Raw genomic sequence first — 21191 nt, 5'->3', positions numbered from 1 at the left:
GCCCCGCAGGCGCCCCCGCCGCCCGCCGCGCAGACCGGCCACTTCACGCTTCCGCAGGGTGCCCCCGTGCCGGGCACGGCTCCCGGCACGCAGCCCGCCGATCCCGCCCACGCCGCCGTCGCGGTGATCCTCATCGGGCCGGCCGGCGCCGGGAAGACCACCGTGGCCCGGCACTGGGCGGACACCCGCCGCGTGCCCACCGCCCACATCAGCCTGGACGACGTCCGCGAGTGGGTGCGCTCGGGCTTCGCCGACCCGCAGTCCGGCTGGAACGACCACTCCGAGGCGCAGTACCGGCTGGCCCGCCGCACCTGCGGCTTCGCCGCCCGCAACTTCCTCGCCAACGGCATCTCCTGCATCCTCGACGACGCCGTCTTCCCCGACCGGCCCGCCGTCGGCCTGGGCGGCTGGAAGCGGCACGTGGGTCCCGGCCTGCTCCCCGTCGTGCTGCTGCCCGGCCTGGAGGTCGTCCTGGAGCGCAACGCCGAGCGCACGGGCAACCGCCGCCTCGGCGACGAGGAGGTGGCCCGGATCCACGGCCGGATGGCCGGCTGGTACGGCTCGGGCCTGCCGATCATCGACAACTCCCAGCAGGACGTCGCCACCACCGCGCGCCTGCTCGACGAGGTCGTCGCCCGCTCGCTGAGCAGCCCGCCCAGCTGGTGACCGCCCCCGGCCGGGCGCCCCGCAGCGGGCGCCCGTCCGGACGCGCTGGGACGGCCGCCCGCGAAGCCCGGCCGTAGGCTCAAAGACATGTCCGAGGTGTACGCGGCACGCCGCGAGCGGCTGCGCGAGCGCTGCCACGCGGCCGGGAGCGAGGCCGCCCTGGTCTCCGGGAACGCCAACGTCCGCTATCTGGCCGGCACCGCACCGGCCGGGGCGGCGCTGCTGGTGACCCCCGGCCAGGACGTCCTGCTGTGCCCCTGCGACCCCTGCGGCACCGCCGCGGGCCCCCGGGCGGCGGAGGACCTGCAGGTCCTCGTGCTGGCCGAGGCGGACGGCGACCCCGCCGTCGCCGGTGCCGAGCGCGCCGCGGCCGCCGGGCTCGGCTCGCTCGCCGTGGAGGAGCACCACCTGACGGTCTCCCGCCACCGCGCCCTGCAGTCGGTCGCGCCCCGGCTGCGGCTCGCGGACCTGGGCGCCGCCGTGGAGCAGCAGCGGCTGGTCAAGGACGACGAGGAGATCTCCTCCCTGCGGATCGCCGCGGAGATCGCCGACCAGGCCCTGGGGGAGCTGCTGGAGTCGATCCTGGTCGGGCGGACCGAGCGGCACCTGGCCCTGGAGCTGGAGCGCCGGCTGGTCGACCACGGTGCGACGGGCCCGGCCTTCCCCACCTCGGTGGGCACCGGGCCGAACTCGGGGCTGGCCGGGCACCTGCCCGGCGACCGCCGGGTGGAGGAGGGCGACTTCCTCAGCGTGTGCGTGGGCGCCGACTACCGCGGCTACCGCAGCGAGATCGGCCGGACGTTCGTGATCGGGACCAGCCCGGCGGACTGGCAGATCGAGCTCTACGACCAGGTCTTCGCCGCCCAGCGGGCCGGCCGGGAGGCGCTCGCGCCGGGCACGCCGTACCGGGACGTGGACCGTGCGGCGCGCGTGGTGCTGGAGGCCGCCGGGCACGGCGAGCGGGTCGGGCCGCGGATCGGACACGGCGTGGGGCTCGAAAACGACGAGGACCCTCGGCTGACGCCTTCGGCAATGGGTAAACTGGACGCTTGCGTGCCGGTCACCGTAGATCCGGGGGTACACCTCCCGGGCCGCGGCGGGGTCCGGATCGATGACACGCTCGTCGTCCGCCCCGAGGCGGACGGCGGACCCGAGCTACTCACCATCACGACCAAAGAGCTGCTCGCGCTCTAGCGGGGCGCACCGCACTTTCTGGTTCCACCAGTCCAGGAGATACCGCAACCGTGGCATCCACGAACGACCTCAAGAACGGCATGGTGCTCAAGCTCGAAGGCGGCCAGCTCTGGTCCGTCGTCGAGTTCCAGCACGTCAAGCCCGGCAAGGGCCCCGCCTTCGTCCGTACGAAGCTGAAGAACGTGCTCTCCGGCAAGGTCGTCGACAAGACCTTCAACGCCGGCGTGAAGGTCGAGACGGCCACCGTCGACCGCCGCGACATGCAGTTCTCCTACATGGACGGCGACTACTTCGTCTTCATGGACATGCAGACGTACGACCAGCTGATGGTCGACCGCAAGGCCGTGGGCGACGCCGCCAACTTCCTGCTCGAGGGCTTCACCGCCACCGTGGCCACGCACGAGGGCGAGGTGCTCTACGTCGAGCTGCCGGCCGCCGTCGAGCTGACCATCGAGCACACCGACCCGGGCGTCCAGGGCGACCGCTCCACCGGTGGCACCAAGCCCGCCAAGCTGGAGACGGGCTACGAGATCCAGGTCCCGCTCTTCGTCACCACCGGCGAGAAGATCAAGGTCGACACGCGCACCGGCGATTACCTCGGCCGGGTGAACAGCTAACCGTGGCTGCCCGCAGCAAGGCCCGTAAGCGCGCCTTCCAGATCCTCTTCGAGGCCGACCAGCGCGGCATCACCGTGCAGAACGTGCTCGCGGACTGGATCCGGCACTCGCGGTCCGACGACCGCCAGCCGCCGGTGAACGAGTACACGATGCAGCTGGTCGAGGGGTACGCCGGGCACGTCGCCCGGATCGACGAGCTGATCTCCACCTACGCGGTCGACTGGGACCTGGACCGGATGCCGGTCGTGGACCGGAACATCGTGCGGCTCGGTGCCTACGAGCTGATCTGGGAGGACGGCACTCCGGACGCCGTGGCGATCGACGAGGCGGTGCAGCTCGCCAAGGAGTTCTCCACGGACGAGTCGCCGGCCTTCGTCAACGGCCTGCTCGGCCGCTTCAAGGAGCTCAAGCCGAGCCTCCGGCGCGACGAGAAGTAGGCGCACCAAAACCAAACCGCCCGGGGGCGGGAAACCGCAAGGTTTCCCGCCCCCGGGCGGTTGTATGACCGGGCCGGCCGTCAGGCGTCCTCGTGCTGGACCGCGCGGCGCGCGTCCGCATCGAGCACGCCCCAGCTGATCAGCTGCTCGGTGAGCACCGAGGGCGACTGGTCGTAGATGACGGCAAGGGTGCGCAGGTCGTCCTGGCGGATCGAGAGGACCTTGCCGTTGTAGTCGCCGCGCTGGCTCTGGATGGTGGCCGCGTAACGCTGGAGCGGGCCGGCCTTCTCGGCCGGCACATGGGCCAGGCGCTCAAGGTCCAGAACCAGCTTCGGCGGCGGCTCGGCGGCGCCGCCCGGCGTGGTGCCGGGCAGCAGCTCCTGCACGGGAACCCCGTAGAAGTCGGCCAGCTCGGCCAGGCGCTGCACGGTCACGGCACGGTCGCCGCGCTCGTACGAACCCACTACGACGGCCTTCCAGCGGCCCTGGGACTTCTCCTCCACGCCGTGAAGGGAGAGGCCCTGCTGGGTGCGGATGGCGCGGAGCTTGGCCCCGAGCTGTTTGGCGTATTCGCTGGACATAAAGCTCCCCGGACGCTGTATCGACGTGCGACGGCGTCTGATGCGACTGCCGCGTGTCTGGTAACTCACTGTGAGGTTACGCAGCGTAATCTGACTTCGTCAAGCCGAATGGTCCATACCGTCCCCCAGGAGGGGTGACGGTGAGCGCCCGGCGCCGGGGCTGGTACGGTGAGGAGGTAAATCCGACGTCCTTTAATGTCCGTCCCGTGAGGCGGAGAAGGAGGTCCGTTTCGTATGGACGCAATTCCCAGCGCGCGTCCCGTGCTCGAAGCACCGGACATCGCCCGGGTCCTCACCCGTATCGCGCATGAGATCGTCGAGCGCGCCAAGGGCGCCGACGACGTCGTGCTCCTCGGCATTCCCACCCGCGGCGTCTTCCTCGCCCGCCGGCTGGCCGCCAAGCTCGAGGAGATCACCGGAGGCAAGACCCCGGTCGGCTCCCTCGACATCACCATGTACCGCGACGACCTGCGGCTCCGCCCCGCGCGTGCCCTCGCCCGCACGGAGATCCCCGGTGAGGGCATCGACGGCAAGCTCGTCGTCCTGGTCGACGACGTGCTCTTCTCCGGCCGCACCATCCGCGCCGCCCTCGACGCGATGAACGACCTGGGCCGCCCGCGCGCCGTCCAGCTCGCCGTCCTCGTCGACCGCGGCCACCGCGAGCTCCCCATCCGCGCCGACTACGTCGGCAAGAACCTCCCGACGTCGCTGCGGGAGACGGTCAAGGTCCACCTCACCGAGGAGGACGGCCGCGACAGCGTGCTCCTCGGCGCGGGCGCGACCGCCCCGGCCGACGGGCAGTAACCCCCACCGCGGACCCGGTAGCCCGGGCCCGTGCCGCGGCATGCCCGCCCGTACCCCCGCATACCTCCCCAACCACGGAGCAACCGGATGCAGCGCCACCTCATCTCGGCCGCCGACCTCACGCGCGACGACGCCGTCCTGATCCTCGACACCGCCGAGGAGATGGCCCGGGTCGCCGACCGGCCCATCAAGAAACTGCCGACCCTGCGCGGCCGCACCGTCGTCAACCTCTTCTTCGAGGACTCGACGCGTACCCGCATCTCCTTCGAGGCCGCCGCCAAGCGGCTCTCCGCCGACGTCATCAACTTCTCCGCCAAGGGCTCCTCGGTCTCCAAGGGCGAGTCGCTGAAGGACACCGCGCTGACCCTGGAGGCGATGGGCGCGGACGCCGTCGTCATCCGCCACCACGCCTCCGGCGCGCCCTACCGGCTGGCGAACTCCGGCTGGATCGACGGGGCCGTCGTCAACGCCGGCGACGGCACCCACGAGCACCCGACCCAGGCCCTGCTGGACGCCTTCACCATGCGCCGCCGCCTGGTCGGCCGGGACGCGGGGCTCGGCCAGGACCTCTCCGGGCGCCGCATCACGATCGTCGGCGACGTGCTGCACAGCCGCGTGGCCCGCTCCAACGTCCACCTGCTGACCACCCTCGGCGCCGAGGTCACCCTCGTCGCCCCGCCCACGCTGGTGCCGGTCGGCGTGGAGGCCTGGCCCTGCGAGGTCTCCTACGACCTCGACGCCGTGCTGCCCAAGTCCGACGCCGTGATGATGCTGCGCGTCCAGCGCGAGCGGATGAACGCCGCCTTCTTCCCGACCGAGCGCGAGTACGCCCGCCGCTACGGCCTGGACGCCGACCGCATGGCGAAGATGCCCGAGCACGCCGTCGTGATGCACCCCGGCCCGATGAACCGCGGCATGGAGATCACCGCCGAGGTCGCCGACTCCGCCCGCTGCACGGCCGTCGAGCAGGTCGCCAACGGCGTCAGCACCCGCATGGCCGTCCTCTACCTGCTGCTCGGCGGCTCCGAGCCGGCCGTGACCACGAACAACGCCCGCACCGAGGAGAACAAGTAATGTCCAAGATCCTGATCCGCGGTGCGAAGGTCCTCGGCGGCGAGCCGCAGGACGTGCTGATCGACGGCGAGACCATCGCCGAGGTCGGTGCCGGGCTGACCGCCCCCGAGGACGCCCAGGTCATCGAGGCCGCCGGCAAGATCCTGCTGCCCGGCCTGGTCGACCTCCACACCCACCTGCGCGAGCCCGGCCGCGAGGACTCCGAGACCGTCCTCACCGGCACCCGCGCCGCCGCGAGCGGCGGCTACACCGCCGTCTTCGCCATGGCCAACACCTTCCCCGTCGCCGACACCGCCGGCGTCGTCGAGCAGGTCTGGCGCCTGGGCAAGGAGTCCGGCTACTGCGACGTGCAGCCGATCGGCGCCGTCACCGTCGGCCTGGAGGGCAAGCAGCTCTCCGAGCTCGGCGCCATGCACGACTCCGCCGCCGGCGTCACCGTCTTCTCCGACGACGGCAAGTGCGTCGACGACGCCGTGATCATGCGCCGCGCGCTGGAGTACGTGAAGGCCTTCGGCGGCGTCGTCGCCCAGCACGCCCAGGAGCCCCGGCTCACCGAGGGCGCCCAGATGAACGAGGGCGTCGTCTCCGCCGAGCTCGGCCTGGGCGGCTGGCCCGCCGTCGCCGAGGAGTCGATCATCGCCCGCGACGTGCTGCTCGCCGAGCACGTCGGCTCCCGGGTGCACATCTGCCACCTGTCCACGGCCGGCTCCGTCGAGATCGTCCGCTGGGCCAAGTCGCGCGGCATCGACGTCACCGCCGAGGTCACCCCGCACCACCTGCTGCTGACCGACGAGCTCGTCCGCTCGTACAACCCGGTCTACAAGGTCAACCCGCCGCTGCGCACGGAGCGCGACGTCATGGCCCTGCGCGAGGCCCTGGCCGACGGCACGATCGACATCGTCGCCACCGACCACGCACCGCACCCGCACGAGGACAAGGACTGCGAGTGGGCCGCGGCCGCCATGGGCATGGTGGGCCTGGAGACCGCGCTGTCCGTCGTCCAGCAGACGATGGTCGAGACCGGGCTGCTGGACTGGGCCGGCGTCGCCGAGCGCATGTCCGTCAAGCCGGCCCGCATCGGCAGCCTCGACGGCCACGGCCGCCCGATCGCCGCCGGTGAGCCCGCCAACCTCACCCTGGTGGATTCCGCTTACCGTGGTGTCGTGGACCCCGCGGGCTTCGCCTCCCGCAGCCGCAACACCCCCTACGAGGGCCGCGAGCTGCCGGGTCGCGTCACCCACACCTTCCTGCGGGGCCGGGCAACGGTCGTGGACGGGATTCTCGCGTGACATCTGCACCATCTGCACTGATCAACCTGGCGGCCGAGCAGAAGTCTGCCGCCGTCACCGACTGGGCCGCCCGCATCGGCTGGGTCGTGGGGCTGCTGCTCTTCGTCGCGCTGCTCTACTGGCTGATGCGCGAGGGCTGGAAGTGGCGCGGCACGCTCCAGGGCGACCTGCCCGAGCTGCCCGCCGCCCCCGCCGAGCGGGGTGAACCCTCCCTGACGATGACCGGTCGTTACCACGGCTCCACCACCGCCGGGCAGTGGCTCGACCGCATCGTCGCGCGCGGCCTCGGCACCCGCAGCCGCGCCGAGCTCACCCTGACGGAGCAGGGCGTCGGCGTCGTCCGCCCCGGCGCCCAGGACTTCTTCATCCCCGCGGACCGGGTGCGCGGCGCCCGGCTCGACAAGGGCATCGCCGGCAAGGTCCTCACCGAGGGCGGCCTGCTGGTGATCACCTGGGTGCACGGGGACCGCGAGATCGATTCCGGTTTCCGCTCCGACCGGGTGGCCGAGCACGCCGCCTGGGTCGAGGCCCTCACCCACCTGCACCACCTGAACAGCGACACGGAAGGCGCACGATGACGACCTCCAGCAGGGGAGCCGCGAAGGTTCCCGCCGTACTCGTCCTGGAGGACGGCCGGATCTTCCGCGGCCGGGCCTACGGGGCCGTGGGGCAGACCTTCGGCGAGGCCGTGTTCTCCACCGGCATGACCGGCTACCAGGAGACCCTGACCGACCCCTCGTACCACCGCCAGGTCGTCGTGATGACGGCCCCGCACGTGGGCAACACCGGCGTCAACGACGAGGACCCCGAGTCCGCCCGCATCTGGGTCGCCGGCTACGTCGTGCGCGACCCCGCCCGTATCCCCTCCAACTGGCGCTCGCGCCGGTCCCTGGACGAGGAGCTGGCCAAGCAGGGCGTCGTCGGCATCTGCGGCATCGACACCCGCGCCCTCACCCGCCATCTGCGCGAGCGCGGCGCCATGCGCGTCGGCATCTTCTCCGGGCACTCCCTGCCGGACGAGGGCGCGATGCTCGCCGAGGTGCGCCAGGCCCCCGAGATGACGGGCGCCGACCTCTCCGCCGAGGTCGCCACCAAGGAGACCTACGTCGTCCCCGCGATCGGCGAGAAGCGGTTCACCGTCGCCGCGATCGATCTGGGCATCAAGGGCATGACCCCGCACCGGATGGCCGAGCGCGGCATCGAGGTGCACGTCCTGCCCGCCACGGCCACCGCCGAGGACGTCTACGCCGTGAACCCCGACGGCGTGTTCTTCTCCAACGGCCCGGGCGACCCGAGCACCGCCGACCACCCGGTCGCCGTCATGCGCGAGGTCCTCTCCCGCAGGACGCCGCTGTTCGGCATCTGCTTCGGCAACCAGATCCTCGGCCGCGCCCTCGGCTTCGGCACCTACAAGCTGAAGTACGGCCACCGCGGCATCAACCAGCCCGTGCAGGACCGCACGACCGGCAAGGTCGAGGTCACCGCGCACAACCACGGCTTCGCCGTCGACGCCCCGCTCGACCGGGCGACCGACACGCCGTACGGCCGGGTCGAGGTCTCCCACGTGTGTCTGAACGACAACGTGGTGGAAGGCCTCCAGTTGCTCGACCAGCCGGCATTCAGCGTCCAGTACCACCCCGAAGCAGCAGCAGGCCCGCACGACGCCGCGTACCTGTTCGACCGCTTCGTCTCCCTGATGGAGGGCCAGCGTGCCTAAGCGCACCGACATCCAGTCCGTTCTGGTCATCGGCTCCGGCCCGATCGTCATCGGCCAGGCCGCGGAGTTCGACTACTCCGGCACCCAGGCCTGCCGCGTGCTGAAGTCCGAGGGCCTGCGGGTCATCCTCGTCAACTCCAACCCGGCCACGATCATGACCGACCCGGAGATCGCCGACGCCACGTACGTCGAGCCGATCACCCCCGAGTTCGTCGAGAAGATCATCGCCAAGGAGCGCCCCGACGCCCTCCTGCCCACCCTCGGCGGCCAGACCGCGCTCAACACCGCCATCTCCATGCACGAGAACGGCGTGCTGGAGAAGTACGGCGTGGAGCTCATCGGCGCCAACGTCGAGGCCATCCACAAGGGTGAGGACCGCGACCTGTTCAAGGGCGTCGTCGAGGCAGTCCGCGCCAAGACCGGCCACGGCGAGTCCGCCCGCTCGGTCATCTGCCACACCATGGACGAGGTCCTCGCGGGCGTCGAGACGCTCGGCGGCTACCCCGTCGTCGTCCGCCCCTCCTTCACCATGGGCGGCGCCGGCTCCGGCTTCGCCCACGACGAGGAGGAGCTGCGCCGCATCGCAGGCCAGGGCCTCACGCTCTCCCCGACCACCGAGGTGCTCCTGGAGGAGTCCATCCTCGGCTGGAAGGAGTACGAGCTGGAGCTGATGCGCGACAAGAACGACAACGTCGTGGTCGTCTGCTCCATCGAGAACTTCGACCCCATGGGCGTCCACACGGGCGACTCCATCACCGTCGCCCCGGCGATGACGCTCACCGACCGCGAGTACCAGATCCTCCGGGACGTCGGCATCGCGATCATCCGCGAGGTCGGCGTCGACACCGGCGGCTGCAACATCCAGTTCGCGGTCAACCCCGACGACGGCCGGGTCATCGTCATCGAGATGAACCCGCGCGTCTCGCGCTCCTCCGCGCTCGCCTCCAAGGCCACCGGCTTCCCGATCGCGAAGATCGCCGCCCGTCTCGCCGTCGGCTACACGCTGGACGAGATCCCCAACGACATCACCGAGAAGACCCCGGCGTCCTTCGAGCCCACGCTCGACTACGTCGTCGTCAAGGCGCCCCGCTTCGCGTTCGAGAAGTTCCCGGCCGCCGACGCCACCCTCACCACGACCATGAAGTCGGTCGGCGAGGCCATGGCCATCGGCCGCAACTTCACCGAGGCGCTGCAGAAGGCCCTGCGCTCCCTGGAGAAGAAGGGCTCGCAGTTCGACTTCGTCACGGCTCCCGGCGACAAGGCGGAGCTGCTGGCCAAGGCCAAGGTGCCCACCGACGGCCGGATCAACACGGTGATGGCCGCGATCCGCGCCGGTGCCACCCCGGAGGAGGTCTTCGAGGCCACCCGCATCGACCCGTGGTTCACGGACCAGCTCTTCCTGATCAAGGAGATCGCGGACGACCTGGCCGCCGCCGTCCGGCTGGAGCCCGAGCTGCTGGCCGAGGCCAAGCGGCACGGCTTCTCCGACGCCCAGATCGGCGCCATCCGCAGCCTGCCCGAGGGCGTCGTCCGCGAGGTCCGGCACGCCCTCGGCGTCCGCCCGGTCTACAAGACGGTCGACACCTGCGCCGCCGAGTTCGCCGCGAAGACCCCGTACTTCTACTCCTCCTACGACGAGGAGACCGAGGTCGCGCGCCGCGAGAAGCCCGCGGTGATCATCCTGGGCTCCGGTCCGAACCGCATCGGCCAGGGCATCGAGTTCGACTACTCCTGCGTCCACGCCTCCTTCGCCCTCAGCGACGCCGGCTACGAGACCGTGATGGTCAACTGCAACCCCGAGACCGTCTCCACCGACTACGACACCTCCGACCGGCTCTACTTCGAGCCGCTCACCCTGGAGGACGTCCTGGAGATCGTCCACGCCGAGCAGGAGGCCGGCCCCGTCGCGGGCGTCGTCGTCCAGCTCGGCGGCCAGACCCCGCTCGGCCTCGCCCAGGCCCTCAAGGACAACGGCGTGCCGATCGTCGGCACCTCGCCCGAGGCCATCGACCTCGCCGAGGAGCGCGGCGCCTTCGGCCGCGTGCTCACCGAGGCCGGCCTGCCCGCGCCGAAGTACGGCACCGCCTTCTCCTTCGAGGAGGCCAAGGGCATCGCCGCCGAGATCGGCTACCCGGTCATGGTCCGCCCGTCCTACGTGCTCGGCGGCCGCGGCATGGAGATCGTCTACGACGAGCCCTCCCTCGGCGAGTACCTGGAGCGCCACGCCGGCCTGATCTCCGAGCACCCGGTCCTCATCGACCGCTTCCTCGACGACGCCATCGAGATCGACGTCGACGCGCTCTACGACGGCCACGAGCTCTACCTCGGCGGCGTCATGGAGCACATCGAGGAGGCCGGCATCCACTCCGGCGACTCCGCCTGCGCCCTGCCCCCGATCACCCTCGGCGGCTTCGACATCAAGCGGCTGCGCGCCTCCACCGAGGCCATCGCCAAGGGCGTCGGCGTCCGCGGCCTGATCAACATCCAGTTCGCCATGGCCGGGGACATCCTCTACGTCCTGGAGGCCAACCCGCGCGCCTCCCGCACGGTCCCCTTCACCTCCAAGGCGACCGCCGTGCCGCTCGCCAAGGCCGCCGCCCGCATCTCGCTGGGCGCGACCATCGCCGAGCTGCGCGCCGAGGGCATGCTGCCCAAGGAGGGCGACGGCGGCACCCTGCCGATGGACGCCCCGATCTCCGTCAAGGAGGCCGTGATGCCGTGGTCGCGCTTCCGCGACATCCACGGCCGCGGCGTGGACACCGTCCTCGGCCCGGAGATGCGCTCCACCGGCGAGGTCATGGGCATCGACACCGTCTTCGGCACCGCCTACGCGAAGTCGCAGGCCGGCGCCTACGGCGCGCTGCCGACCAAGGGCCGGGCCTTCGTCTCGGTGGCCAACCGCGACAAGCGCTCGATGATCTTCCCGGCGCGCGAGCTGGTCGCCCACGGCTTCGAGCTGCTGGCCACCTCCGGCACCGCCGAGGTCCTCCGCCGCAACGGCATCAACGCCACCGTGGTGCGCAAGCAGAGCGAGGGCGAGGGCCCGGACGGCGAGAAGACCATCGTCCAGCTCATCCACGACGGCCAGGTCGACCTGATCGTCAACACGCCCTACGGCACCGGCGGCCGCCTCGACGGCTACGAGATCCGTACGGCCGCGGTCGCCCGCGCGGTGCCCTGCCTGACCACGGTCCAGGCCCTCGCGGCCGCCGTCCAGGGCATCGAGGCGCTCACCCGCGGAGACGTCGGGGTGCGCTCCCTGCAGGAGCACGCGGAGCACCTGATCGCCGCCCGGTCCTGACCACCCTTCCCGCCCGTGGGCCCCGGCTCTCGCCGGGGCCCACGGGCGGCCCCTTGGAACCTCCCCTTCGGCTGCGGAAGGCCCGGCCCCCATGTACTCCCTCTTCTTCCGACTGATCTTCCAGCGGATGGACCCCGAGAAGGCCCACCACATGGCCTTCGCCTGGATCCGCGCCGCGGCCCGCGTCCCCGTCCTGCGCACCTTCGTCGCGGCCGTCCTCGCCCCCCGCCACAAGGAGCTGCGCACCGAGGCCCTCGGCCTGCGCATGCACGGCCCCTTCGGCCTCGCCGCGGGCTTCGACAAGAACGCCGCGGCCATCGACGGCATGGCCATGCTCGGCTTCGACCACGTCGAGATCGGCACGGTCACCGCGCAGCCCCAGCCCGGCAACCCCAAGAAGCGCCTCTTCCGCCTCGTCGCCGACCGCGCGCTGATCAACCGCATGGGCTTCAACAACGACGGCTCGGCGGCCGTCGCGGAGCGCCTGGCGGCCCGGAAGGCCGTCTTCCGCACCACCGTCGGCGTCAACATCGGCAAGACCAAGGTCGTGCCGGAGGCCGAGGCCGTCGCCGACTACGTCACCTCCACCGAGCGCCTCGCCGCCCACGCCGACTACCTCGTCGTCAACGTCTCCTCGCCCAACACGCCCGGCCTGCGCAACCTCCAGGCCACCGAGGCGCTGCGCCCGCTGCTGACCGCGGTCCGCGAGGCCGCCGACCGCACGGTCACCTCGCGGCGCGTGCCGCTGCTGGTGAAGATCGCCCCCGATCTGGCCGACGAGGACGTCGACGCCGTGGCCGACCTCGCCGTCGAGCTCGGCCTGGACGGCATCATCGCCACCAACACGACGATCGCCCGCGAGGGCCTGGGCCTGGCCACGCCCAAGCGGACCGTCGAGGCCATCGGCGCCGGCGGCCTGTCCGGCGCCCCGTTGAAGAACCGCTCCCTGGAGGTCCTGAGCCGCCTGTACGCCCGCGTGGGCGACCGGATCACCCTCGTCGGGGTCGGCGGCATCGAGACCGCCGACGACGCCTGGGAGCGCATCCTGGCGGGCGCCACGCTGATCCAGGGCTACAGCGCCTTCATCTACGAGGGCCCGTTCTGGTGCCGCAAGATCCACAACGGGCTGGCCGAGAAGCTCGCGGCCAGCCCGTACAAGACCCTCGCCGAAGCGGTAGGCGCCGCCACGCGTTGACCACGGCCCGTGTGTGGGCAGTCGTTCCGCAGGGCGGAACGGGTGGGCGCACACCGACCACCGGCCCGCACCCGACCCGAAAAGGGAAACCCATGACCACCGAACCCTTCGGCGCGAGACTCCGCCGTGCCATGGACGAGCGCGGCCCGCTCTGCGTCGGCATCGACCCGCACGCCTCCCTCCTCGCCGACTGGGGCCTGCCCGACACCATCGACGGCCTGGAGCGCTTCACCCGCACCGTCGTGGAGGCGCTCGCCGACCGCGTGGCCGTCCTCAAGCCCCAGTCCGCCTTCTTCGAGCGCTTCGGCTCGCGCGGCATCGCCGTCCTGGAGCAGGCCGTCGCCGACTCCCGGGAGGCCGGCGCGCTGGTCCTCATGGACGCCAAGCGCGGTGACATCGGCTCCACCATGGCCGCCTACGCCGCCACCTACCTCGACCCCGCCTCGCCGCTCTTCTCCGACGCCGTGACGGTGAGCCCCTACCTCGGCTACGGCTCGCTGCGCCCGGCGCTGGAGCTGGCGCGCGAGAGCGGCACCGGGGTCTTCGTGCTCGCGCTCACCTCGAACCCGGAGGGCGCCGAGGTGCAGCACGCCGTACGGGCCGGCGGGGCGAGCGTGGCCGCGACCATGCTGGACCACCTGCGGGCGGAGAACGCGGACGCCGCGCCCATGGGCTCGTTCGGCGCGGTCGTCGGCGCCACCCTGGGCGGCTCGCTCGGCGCGGCGCGCGCGGACCTGGACATCAACGGACCGCTGCTCGCGCCCGGCATCGGCGCGCAGGGCGCGACCGCCGCCGACCTGCCGAAGGTCTTCGGCGCGGCCGTGCGCGACGTCGTGCCGAACGTCAGCCGGGGCGTGCTCCGGCACGGGCCGGACGTCACGGCGCTGCGGGCGAGCGCCGAGCGGTTCGCGGCCGAGGTGCGGGAGGCCGTGGGCGCCGCGGATCCGTCGGCCGGGTAGCCGCCGGGGGCCCGCGGCGCGGCCGGCGGGGGCCCGGCGAGCGCGCGGCGGGGCCCGGCGCGCGGTCGTCCGCCGCGGAAGCGTCAAAATTGTTGGTCTATATGTCCGGAAAAGTCCTGGTCGAGCGAGTCTGACCAGGACTTTTCGCTTGTTCTCGCTGACTGGAGCGGAATCGGCCGCTAGTCTCCGACGAGAGCGAACGTGCAAGCGCGTTGCTCGTTGCTCCCCAGGTGTGGGCCGACTAGGTTCCTCACCGGTCCGTTATCCGACAGTTCGATATCCGAGGTGACGTAGGCGTGGCTCTTCCGCCCCTTACCCCTGAACAGCGCGCTGCCGCGCTCGAAAAGGCCGCCGCGGCTCGCCGGGAGCGCGCCGAGGTCAAGAATCGGCTCAAGCACTCCGGAGCCTCGCTGCACGATGTCATCGCGCAGGGCCAGACGAACGAAGTGATCGGCAAGATGAAGGTCAGCGCACTCCTGGAGAGTCTGCCGGGCGTGGGCAAGGTCCGCGCCAAGCAGATCATGGAGCGGCTCGGGATCTCCGAGAGCCGTCGTGTGCGCGGGCTCGGCTCGAACCAGATCGCATCCCTGGAGCGTGAGTTCGGCGGCAAGGCCGCCTGACGTTCCCAGGCACTCCCGCGAACCGGGATAATCGCTGCATGAGTACTGCAGTCTCCCGGGGGACGTCCCCCGTACCCCCGGCCAGACAACCGCGGCTGACCGTGCTCTCCGGCCCCTCCGGGGTCGGCAAGAGCACGGTCGTCGCCCATATGCGCAAGGCGCACCCCGAGGTGTGGCTCTCGGTCTCGGCCACCACCCGCAAGCCGCGCCCCGGCGAGCAGGACGGTGTCCAGTACTTCTTCGTGGACGACGAGGAGTTCGACAAGCTCATCGCCAACGGTGAGCTGCTGGAGTGGGCCGAGTTCGCCGGCAACCGCTACGGCACGCCGCGCCGGGCGGTCCTCGACCGCCTGGAGGCCGGCGAGCCGGTGCTGCTGGAGATCGACCTGCAGGGCGCCCGGCAGGTCCGCGAGACCATGCCGGACGCTCAGCTGGTCTTCCTGGCGCCCCCGAGCTGGGACGAGCTGGTCCGCCGGCTCACCGGCCGGGGCACCGAGTCGCCCGAGGTGATCGAGCGCCGCCTCGCGGCGGCCAGGGTCGAGCTCGCCGCGGAGTCGGAGTTCGACGTCACGCTGGTCAACACCTCCGTCGAGGACGTTGCGCGTGAACTGCTAGCCTTGCTCCGTTGACCATCTTTCTTCACCCCCCTTCGGAAGGCAGAGAGTGTCCTCTTCCATCACCGCGCCCGAGGGCATCATCAACCCGCCGATTGATGAGCTGCTCGAGGCCACCGACTCGAAGTACAGCCTGGTGATCTACGCCGCCAAGCGCGCCCGTCAGATCAACGCGTACTACTCGCAGCTCGGCGAGGGCCTGCTGGAGTACGTCGGCCCGCTGGTGGACACCCACGTCCACGAGAAGCCGCTCTCCATCGCGCTCCGCGAGATCAACGCGGGTCTGCTGACCTCCGAGGCCATCGAGGCCCCGGCGCAGTAGGCACGGCACACACGTCACCAGGGGTCCGGCAGCGCCGCTGCCGGGCCTTTGGTGTGTCATGGGAGCTGCAGCACCGGAACCGATGAACGGGAAGACGCCGATGGATGGGGAGACGATGGACAAGCCCAAGGTCGTCCTGGGGGTCAGCGGCGGCATCGCCGCCTACAAGGCGTGCGAGCTGCTGCGCCGGCTCACCGAGTCCGGCCATGACGTCCGCGTGGTGCCGACGGCCTCGGCCCTGCACTTCGTCGGCGAGGCCACCTGGTCGGCGCTGTCCGGCCACCCCGCCGGCACCGAGGTGTGGGAGAGCGTCCACGAGGTGCCCCACGTGCGCATCGGGCAGGAGGCCCGGCTCGTGGTGGTCGCGCCCGCCACGGCCGACATGCTGGCCAAGGCCGCCCACGGCCTCGCCGACGACCTGCTGACCAACACGCTGCTCACCGCCCGCTGCCCGGTCGTCTTCGCCCCGGCCATGCACACCGAGATGTGGGAGAACCCGGCCACCCAGGAGAACGTGGCGACGCTGCGCCGCCGCGGCGCGATCGTCATCGAGCCCGCCGTCGGCCGCCTCACCGGCGCCGACACCGGCAAGGGCCGGCTTCCCGACCCCGAGGAGATCTTCGAGGTCTGCCGCCGGGTGCTGGCCCGCGGGGCCGCGGCCCCCGTCGCCGACCTCGCCGGCCGGCACGTGGTCATCAGCGCCGGCGGCACCCGCGAGCCGCTCGACCCCGTCCGCTTCCTCGGCAACCGCTCCTCCGGCAAGCAGGGGTACGCCCTGGCCCGCACCGCCGTCGCGCGCGGGGCCCGCGTCACGCTCGTCGCCGCCAACAGCGAGCTGCCCGACCCGGCCGGCGCCGACGTCATACGGGTGGGCACCGCCGTACAGCTCCGGGAGGCCGTTCTGAAGGCCGCCGAGGACGCGGACGCCGTCGTGATGGCCGCCGCGGTGGCCGATTTCCGCCCCTCGCATTATGCCGAGGGCAAAATCAAAAAGCGGGACGGCGAGGAGCCGGCGCCCGTCGGGCTCATCCGGAACCCCGACGTCCTCGCCGAGCTCTCGGCGAGCCGGCCGCGCCCCGGGCAGATCGTCGTCGGCTTCGCCGCCGAGACCGACGACGTCCTCGCCAACGGCCGCGCCAAACTCGCCCGCAAGGGCTGTGACCTGCTGGTTGTCAATGAAGTGGGGGAGCGGAAGACCTTCGGATCGGAGGCGAACGAGGCCGTCGTCCTGGCCCCCGACGGCTCCGAGACCCCCGTTCCCTACGGGCCCAAGGACGACCTCGCGGACACCGTCTGGGACCTCGTCGTACGGCGTTTCGGCTGAGCCCGCCGCGCGCCGGAGCGTGCGAGTGTCGCAGGTCACCAGGCCGGTGATACGAGACAGGATGCCCCAACCACGAGAACGCCCGATAAACTGACCGAGGACCCAGCGCCGAGCGCAGCTCTCGGCCGGGTCCGTCAATGATCAGCCAGCAGCCGCTGCAACCCCAGGGAGCGATGTGTCCCGCCGCCTGTTCACCTCGGAGTCCGTGACCGAGGGTCACCCCGACAAGATCGCTGACCAGATCAGCGACACCATCCTCGACGCCCTGCTGCGCGAGGACCCCACGTCCCGGGTCGCCGTCGAGACCCTCATCACCACGGGCCTCGTGCACGTCGCCGGCGAGGTGACGACCAAGGCCTACGCGCCGATCGCCACGCTCGTGCGCAACAAGATCCTCGAGATCGGTTACGACTCGTCGAAGAAGGGCTTCGACGGCGCCTCCTGCGGCGTCTCGGTCTCCATCGGCGCCCAGTCCCCGGACATCGCCCAGGGCGTCGACGCCGCCTACGAGGCCCGCGTCGAGGGCGATGAGGACGAGCTCGACAAGCAGGGCGCGGGCGACCAGGGCCTGATGTTCGGCTACGCCTGCGACGAGACGCCGAACCTCATGCCGCTGCCGATCGAGCTGGCGCACCGCCTCTCGCGCCGCCTGTCGGAGGTCCGCAAGAACGGCACCATCCCCTACCTGCGCCCCGACGGCAAGACGCAGGTCACCATCGAGTACGACGGCAACAAGGCCGTCCGCCTCGACACCGTCGTCGTCTCCTCGCAGCACGCGTCGGACATCGACCTGGACTCCCTCCTCGCACCCGACGTCCGCGAGTTCGTCGTGGAGCACGTCCTCAAGGAGCTCGTCGAGGACGGCATCAAGCTCGACACCGACGGCTACCGCCTCCTGGTGAACCCGACCGGCCGCTTCGAGATCGGCGGCCCCATGGGCGACGCCGGCCTCACCGGCCGCAAGATCATCATCGACACGTACGGCGGCATGGCCCGCCACGGCGGCGGCGCCTTCTCCGGCAAGGACCCGTCCAAGGTCGACCGCTCCGCCGCCTACGCGATGCGCTGGGTCGCCAAGAACGTCGTCGCGGCCGGTCTGGCCTCGCGCTGCGAGGTCCAGGTCGCCTACGCGATCGGCAAGGCGGAGCCGGTGGGCCTGTTCGTCGAGACCTTCGGCACGAACACCATCGACACCGACAAGATCGAGAACGCCATCGCCGAGGTCTTCGACCTCCGCCCGGCCGCGATCATCCGCGACCTGGACCTGCTGCGCCCGATCTACTCCCAGACCGCCGCGTACGGCCACTTCGGCCGCGAGCTGCCCGACTTCACGTGGGAGCGCACGGACCGCGTGGAGGCCCTGAAGAAGGCCGCGGGTCTGTAAGCACCTCCTGGGGCGAAGCCCCGGCCACCGCTGTCCCGACGCCGGGCGGACTGGAATCCAGTCCGCCCGGCGTTGTCAGTGGCATCTGGTAGGACTGTGGCTGTGAGCAGCGAGAACGGGCGGTCCGGTGGGGACCGGGGGCGCGGGGAGCAGCTTGCGCTCATCCGGGAGAGCGTGCGGGAGGCGAAGGCCAAGGCGCCCAAGGCCAAGCCGCGCACGTGGCGGGGGGCGCCGCTGGCCAAGACGCTGCCCGTCGCGCGCGTGCTCGTCGACAAGGGCCCCGTCCACCTGGACCGGCTGTGGGACTACGCTGTGCCCGAGGAGCTCGACGCCGACGCCCGGCCGGGTGTGCGGGTGCGGGTGCGCTTCGGGGCCGGCACGCGGAATGTGCGCGGGGGGCGCCGGGAGGGCGGCGGGCTCCTCGACGGGTACATCGTCGAGCGCGTGGCCGAGTCCGACTATCAGGGGCCGCTCGCCGCGATCGCCCAGGTGCTCTCGCCGGAGCCGGTGCTCGGTCCGGAGCTGTACGAGCTCTGCCGGGCCGTCGCCGACCGGTATGCCGGCTCGCTCGCCGACGTGCTGCAGCTCGCCGTGCCGCCCCGGCACGCCCGCATCGAGGCCGAGCCGTCGCCCGCGCCGCTGCCGCCGCCCGCCGTGCCGGAGCCCGGGAGCTGGGTGCGGTATCCCACCGGGCCCGCCTTCCTCGATGCCGTGGCCCGGGGGGACGCCCCGCGGGCCGTGTGGACGGCGCTGCCCGGTCCGCAGTGGCCGCAGGAGCTCGCGCGGGCCGCCGCGGCGGCGCTGGCGTCCGGGCGCGGTGCGCTGGTCGTCGTGCCGGACGGGCGGGCCGCGGCGCGCGTCGACGCCGCCCTCGGGGAGCTCCTGGGGGAGGGGCGGCACGTGCTGCTGACGGCCGAGCTCGGGCCCGAGGAGCGGTATCGCCGCTGGCTGGCGGTCAGCCGGGGCTCGGTGCGGGCCGTGGTCGGCACGCGGGCCGCGATGTTCGCGCCCGTACGGGACCTCGGGCTCGTCGCCGTCTGGGACGACGGGGACGGCAGCCACAGCGCGCAGAACGCCCCGCATCCGCACTCCCGTGAAGTGCTGGTGCAGCGCGCCGTGCACGAGAAGGCGGCATTCCTGCTGGGCGGTTTCGGCTGCACCGTGGAGGCCGCCCAGCTGGTGAACACGGGCTGGGCCCTGCCGCTGGCCGCCGCCCGCGAGACGGTGCGGGCCGTCGCCCCGGCCGTGCGGACCGTCGGCGACGCCGACGAGGCCCGCGATGCGGCCGCGCGGGCCGCCCGGCTGCCCAGTCACGCCTGGCAGGCCGCCCGTGAGGCCCTCCAGAGGGGGCCGGTGCTCGTGCAGGTGCCGCGCCGGGGCTACGTGCCCCGCCTGGGCTGCGAGCGGTGCCGCGAGCCCGCCCGCTGCGCGCACTGCGCCGGGCCGCTGGAGGCCGGCGACGCCGGCGGCGCGCTCAAGTGCGGCTGGTGCGGGCAGGAAGCGCCCCCCGGCTGGCACTGCGCGGAGTGCGGCGGCACCCGGCTGCGGGCCCGCGTCGTGGGTGCGGGGCGCACCGCGGAGGAGCTCGGGCGGGCCTTCCCGTCCGTGCCCGTACGGACCTCAGGGCGCGATCACGTGCTGGACACGGTCCCGGACCGGCCCGCGATCGTGGTCTCCACCCCCGGTGCGGAGCCCGTCGCCGAGGGCGGTTATGCCGCGGCCCTGCTGCTCGACGGCTGGGCGCTGCTCGGCTTCCCCGACCTGCGGGCGGGGGAGAACGCGCTGCGGCGCTGGCTGGCCGCGGCGGCGCTCGTCCGCGGGCAGGGGGAGGGCGGCGTCGTGGTCGTCGTCGCCGAGCCCACGCTCCGGCCCGTGCAGGCGCTCGTGCGCTGGGATCCCGCCGGGCACGCGATGCGGGAGCTCGCCGACCGCGCGGAGCTCGGCTTCCCGCCGGTGTCCCGGATGGCGTCGGTCTCCGGGCCGCCGGAGGACGTCGCGGACCTGCTCGCCGCGGCGGAGCTCCCCGAGGACGCGGAGGTGCTCGGCCCGGTGCCCCTGCCGGTGACGGCCCCGGGTCGCCCGCGGCGCCCCGGGGACCCCCCGCCGGGGGAGCGGTGGGAGCGGGCCCTGCTCCGGGTGCGGCCGGGGCGGGGGGCGGCGCTGGCCGCCGCCCTCAAGACCGCGCAGGCGGCGCGGCGAGCCGGTACGGCTGCGGATCGATCCCCCGGACATCGGCTGACGGGCCGCCTCCGGCGGGGTGACGGCGCCAGTACGGGGGGGGCGGGTGCGCCCGGCGCGGGCGTGCTTCTTGCGGGCCGGCTCTCCGACTGCGGTGCCCGGCTGTGCCGTAACCGCCTGAGGCGGGTTCGGCACCGCCGGTGGCCGTCTAGGTGGGTTGTTCGCCATTGCGGCGGGGAGAGAGTGCCCGAGGCGGGCGTGCTCCAGCGGGTCCGGCCGTCTGGCTGTGCGGCGAGTGCCCGGCGCGGTGTGGGGTCCGGGGCCGGGCTCTTTGAGTCCGCCGCGATGGCGACCGGCTCCCATGGTGGTGTCCGGCGGTGCCGTAACCGCCTGGGGTGGGTTCGGCACCGCCGGTGGGCGTCTAGGTGGGGTGTTCGCCGTTGCGGCGGGGAGAGAGTGCCCGAGGCGGGCGTGCTCCCAGCAGGCCTGGGCCTTCTGCCCAGCATCGCCGGTGGGCTGGTGGTGTGTTGTTCGCCGGTACGGCGGGCTGTGAGTGCCCGGCACGTGTGGGGCCTGCTGGCGGCGGGTCCGGCCGTCTGGCTGTGCGGCTAGTGCCCGGCGCGGGCTCTTTGAGTCCGCCGCGATGGCGATCGGCCCCCGCGGCGGTGTCCGGCGGTGCCCCAGCGGCCTGAGGTGGGCTCGGCACCGCCGGTGGCCATGTGGTGGGTTGCTCGCCGTGGCGGCGGGATGAGAGTGCCCGGCACGGGCGTATGCGGCGATCTGCCCCGCGGCAGGCCGCGATCCGCCCCCGCGCCGGGGGCGACCGTTCGCCGCCCGCAGGGCTAGCCGTTGCGGGGGCCCGGGAAGGCCGGGGGGCGTTCTTCGCGGTGGGCGGGGGGCGGGGTCTGGGCCGGG

18 protein-coding genes and 1 pseudogene are annotated in these 21191 nt (G+C 72.6%); 18 read left to right on the top strand and 1 reads right to left on the bottom strand.

The features are described 5' to 3' along the window. From ACSNOH_RS22190 to nusB, 4 genes are all read left to right on the top strand, one after another. A partial coding sequence (locus tag ACSNOH_RS22190) for an AAA family ATPase (protein ID WP_436723163.1) occupies window positions 1-666 on the top strand: 666 nt, incomplete at its 5' end. A gap of 87 nt (window positions 667-753) precedes the next feature. Beyond that, on the top strand, window positions 754-1860 hold the full coding sequence (locus tag ACSNOH_RS22185) for an aminopeptidase P family protein (protein ID WP_436723162.1): 1107 nt from the start codon (window positions 754-756) through the stop codon (window positions 1858-1860). Window positions 1861-1910: 50 nt separating this feature from the next. Continuing rightward, the gene (efp, locus tag ACSNOH_RS22180) at window positions 1911-2477 is read left to right on the top strand and encodes an elongation factor P (protein WP_436723161.1); all 567 of its coding nucleotides are present in this window, start codon (window positions 1911-1913) and stop codon (window positions 2475-2477) included. A gap of 2 nt (window positions 2478-2479) precedes the next feature. Further along, the gene (nusB, locus tag ACSNOH_RS22175; RefSeq protein ID WP_436723160.1) at window positions 2480-2914 is read left to right on the top strand and encodes a transcription antitermination factor NusB; all 435 of its coding nucleotides are present in this window, start codon (window positions 2480-2482) and stop codon (window positions 2912-2914) included. Between the two features lie 80 nt (window positions 2915-2994). On the opposite strand, the gene bldD is transcribed toward nusB, so the two are convergent. After that, window positions 2995-3495 (bottom strand): transcriptional regulator BldD, encoded by a 501-nt coding sequence (bldD, locus tag ACSNOH_RS22170; RefSeq protein ID WP_004948690.1) that lies wholly within the window; start codon window positions 3493-3495, stop codon window positions 2995-2997. Between the two features lie 234 nt (window positions 3496-3729). On the opposite strand from bldD, the gene pyrR reads away from it, so the two are divergent. The 14 genes and pseudogenes from pyrR (at window position 3730) to ACSNOH_RS22100 (ending at window position 20337) form a co-directional block, all read left to right on the top strand. Then, window positions 3730-4299, top strand: a complete 570-nt coding sequence (gene pyrR, locus ACSNOH_RS22165; protein ID WP_436723159.1) for a bifunctional pyr operon transcriptional regulator/uracil phosphoribosyltransferase PyrR — start codon at window positions 3730-3732, stop codon at window positions 4297-4299. Window positions 4300-4386: 87 nt separating this feature from the next. After that, window positions 4387-5373 (top strand): aspartate carbamoyltransferase catalytic subunit, encoded by a 987-nt coding sequence (locus ACSNOH_RS22160; RefSeq protein ID WP_436723158.1) that lies wholly within the window; start codon window positions 4387-4389, stop codon window positions 5371-5373. After that, window positions 5373-6662, top strand: a complete 1290-nt coding sequence (locus tag ACSNOH_RS22155) for a dihydroorotase (protein ID WP_436723157.1) — start codon at window positions 5373-5375, stop codon at window positions 6660-6662. Before ACSNOH_RS22160 ends, ACSNOH_RS22155 begins: the two co-directional genes overlap by 1 nt. Continuing rightward, window positions 6659-7240, top strand: coding sequence for a hypothetical protein (locus ACSNOH_RS22150; protein WP_436723156.1), 582 nt, complete (start codon window positions 6659-6661; stop codon window positions 7238-7240). Before ACSNOH_RS22155 ends, ACSNOH_RS22150 begins: the two co-directional genes overlap by 4 nt. Continuing rightward, window positions 7237-8379, top strand: coding sequence for a glutamine-hydrolyzing carbamoyl-phosphate synthase small subunit (gene carA / locus ACSNOH_RS22145; protein ID WP_436723155.1), 1143 nt, complete (start codon window positions 7237-7239; stop codon window positions 8377-8379). The genes ACSNOH_RS22150 and carA overlap by 4 nt, the downstream gene beginning before the upstream one ends. Further along, window positions 8372-11680: a carbamoyl-phosphate synthase large subunit gene (gene carB / locus ACSNOH_RS22140; RefSeq protein WP_436723154.1), complete on the top strand. Its 3309-nt coding sequence runs from the start codon at window positions 8372-8374 to the stop codon at window positions 11678-11680. Before carA ends, carB begins: the two co-directional genes overlap by 8 nt. Window positions 11681-11771: 91 nt before the next feature. Further along, entirely contained in the window at window positions 11772-12875 is a 1104-nt protein-coding gene (locus ACSNOH_RS22135) for a quinone-dependent dihydroorotate dehydrogenase (protein ID WP_436723153.1), read from the top strand. Window positions 12876-12967: 92 nt separating this feature from the next. Further along, on the top strand, window positions 12968-13834 hold the full coding sequence (gene pyrF, locus ACSNOH_RS22130; RefSeq protein ID WP_436723152.1) for an orotidine-5'-phosphate decarboxylase: 867 nt from the start codon (window positions 12968-12970) through the stop codon (window positions 13832-13834). Between the two features lie 296 nt (window positions 13835-14130). Continuing rightward, complete coding sequence (locus ACSNOH_RS22125) at window positions 14131-14454, top strand: integration host factor (protein ID WP_030365336.1); 324 nt, start codon at window positions 14131-14133, stop codon at window positions 14452-14454. Window positions 14455-14492: 38 nt separating this feature from the next. Beyond that, on the top strand, window positions 14493-15083 hold the full coding sequence (gmk, locus tag ACSNOH_RS22120) for a guanylate kinase (protein ID WP_436723151.1): 591 nt from the start codon (window positions 14493-14495) through the stop codon (window positions 15081-15083). A gap of 34 nt (window positions 15084-15117) precedes the next feature. Then, window positions 15118-15390: a DNA-directed RNA polymerase subunit omega gene (gene rpoZ / locus ACSNOH_RS22115; protein ID WP_004948662.1), complete on the top strand. Its 273-nt coding sequence runs from the start codon at window positions 15118-15120 to the stop codon at window positions 15388-15390. A gap of 100 nt (window positions 15391-15490) precedes the next feature. Then, window positions 15491-16714, top strand: a complete 1224-nt coding sequence (coaBC, locus tag ACSNOH_RS22110) for a bifunctional phosphopantothenoylcysteine decarboxylase/phosphopantothenate--cysteine ligase CoaBC (protein WP_436723150.1) — start codon at window positions 15491-15493, stop codon at window positions 16712-16714. Between the two features lie 175 nt (window positions 16715-16889). Further along, entirely contained in the window at window positions 16890-18098 is a 1209-nt protein-coding gene (gene metK / locus ACSNOH_RS22105; protein WP_436723149.1) for a methionine adenosyltransferase, read from the top strand. Between the two features lie 102 nt (window positions 18099-18200). Continuing rightward, window positions 18201-20337: pseudogene (locus tag ACSNOH_RS22100) on the top strand (primosomal protein N'). The last annotated feature ends 854 nt before the right edge of the window (window positions 20338-21191 follow it).

The organism is Streptomyces sp. URMC 127, from assembly GCF_051386535.1.
Classification (GTDB): domain Bacteria; phylum Actinomycetota; class Actinomycetes; order Streptomycetales; family Streptomycetaceae; genus Streptomyces.
Note: the sequence above shows the minus strand (reverse complement) of the source record. Positions and strands in the feature narration are given on the sequence as shown.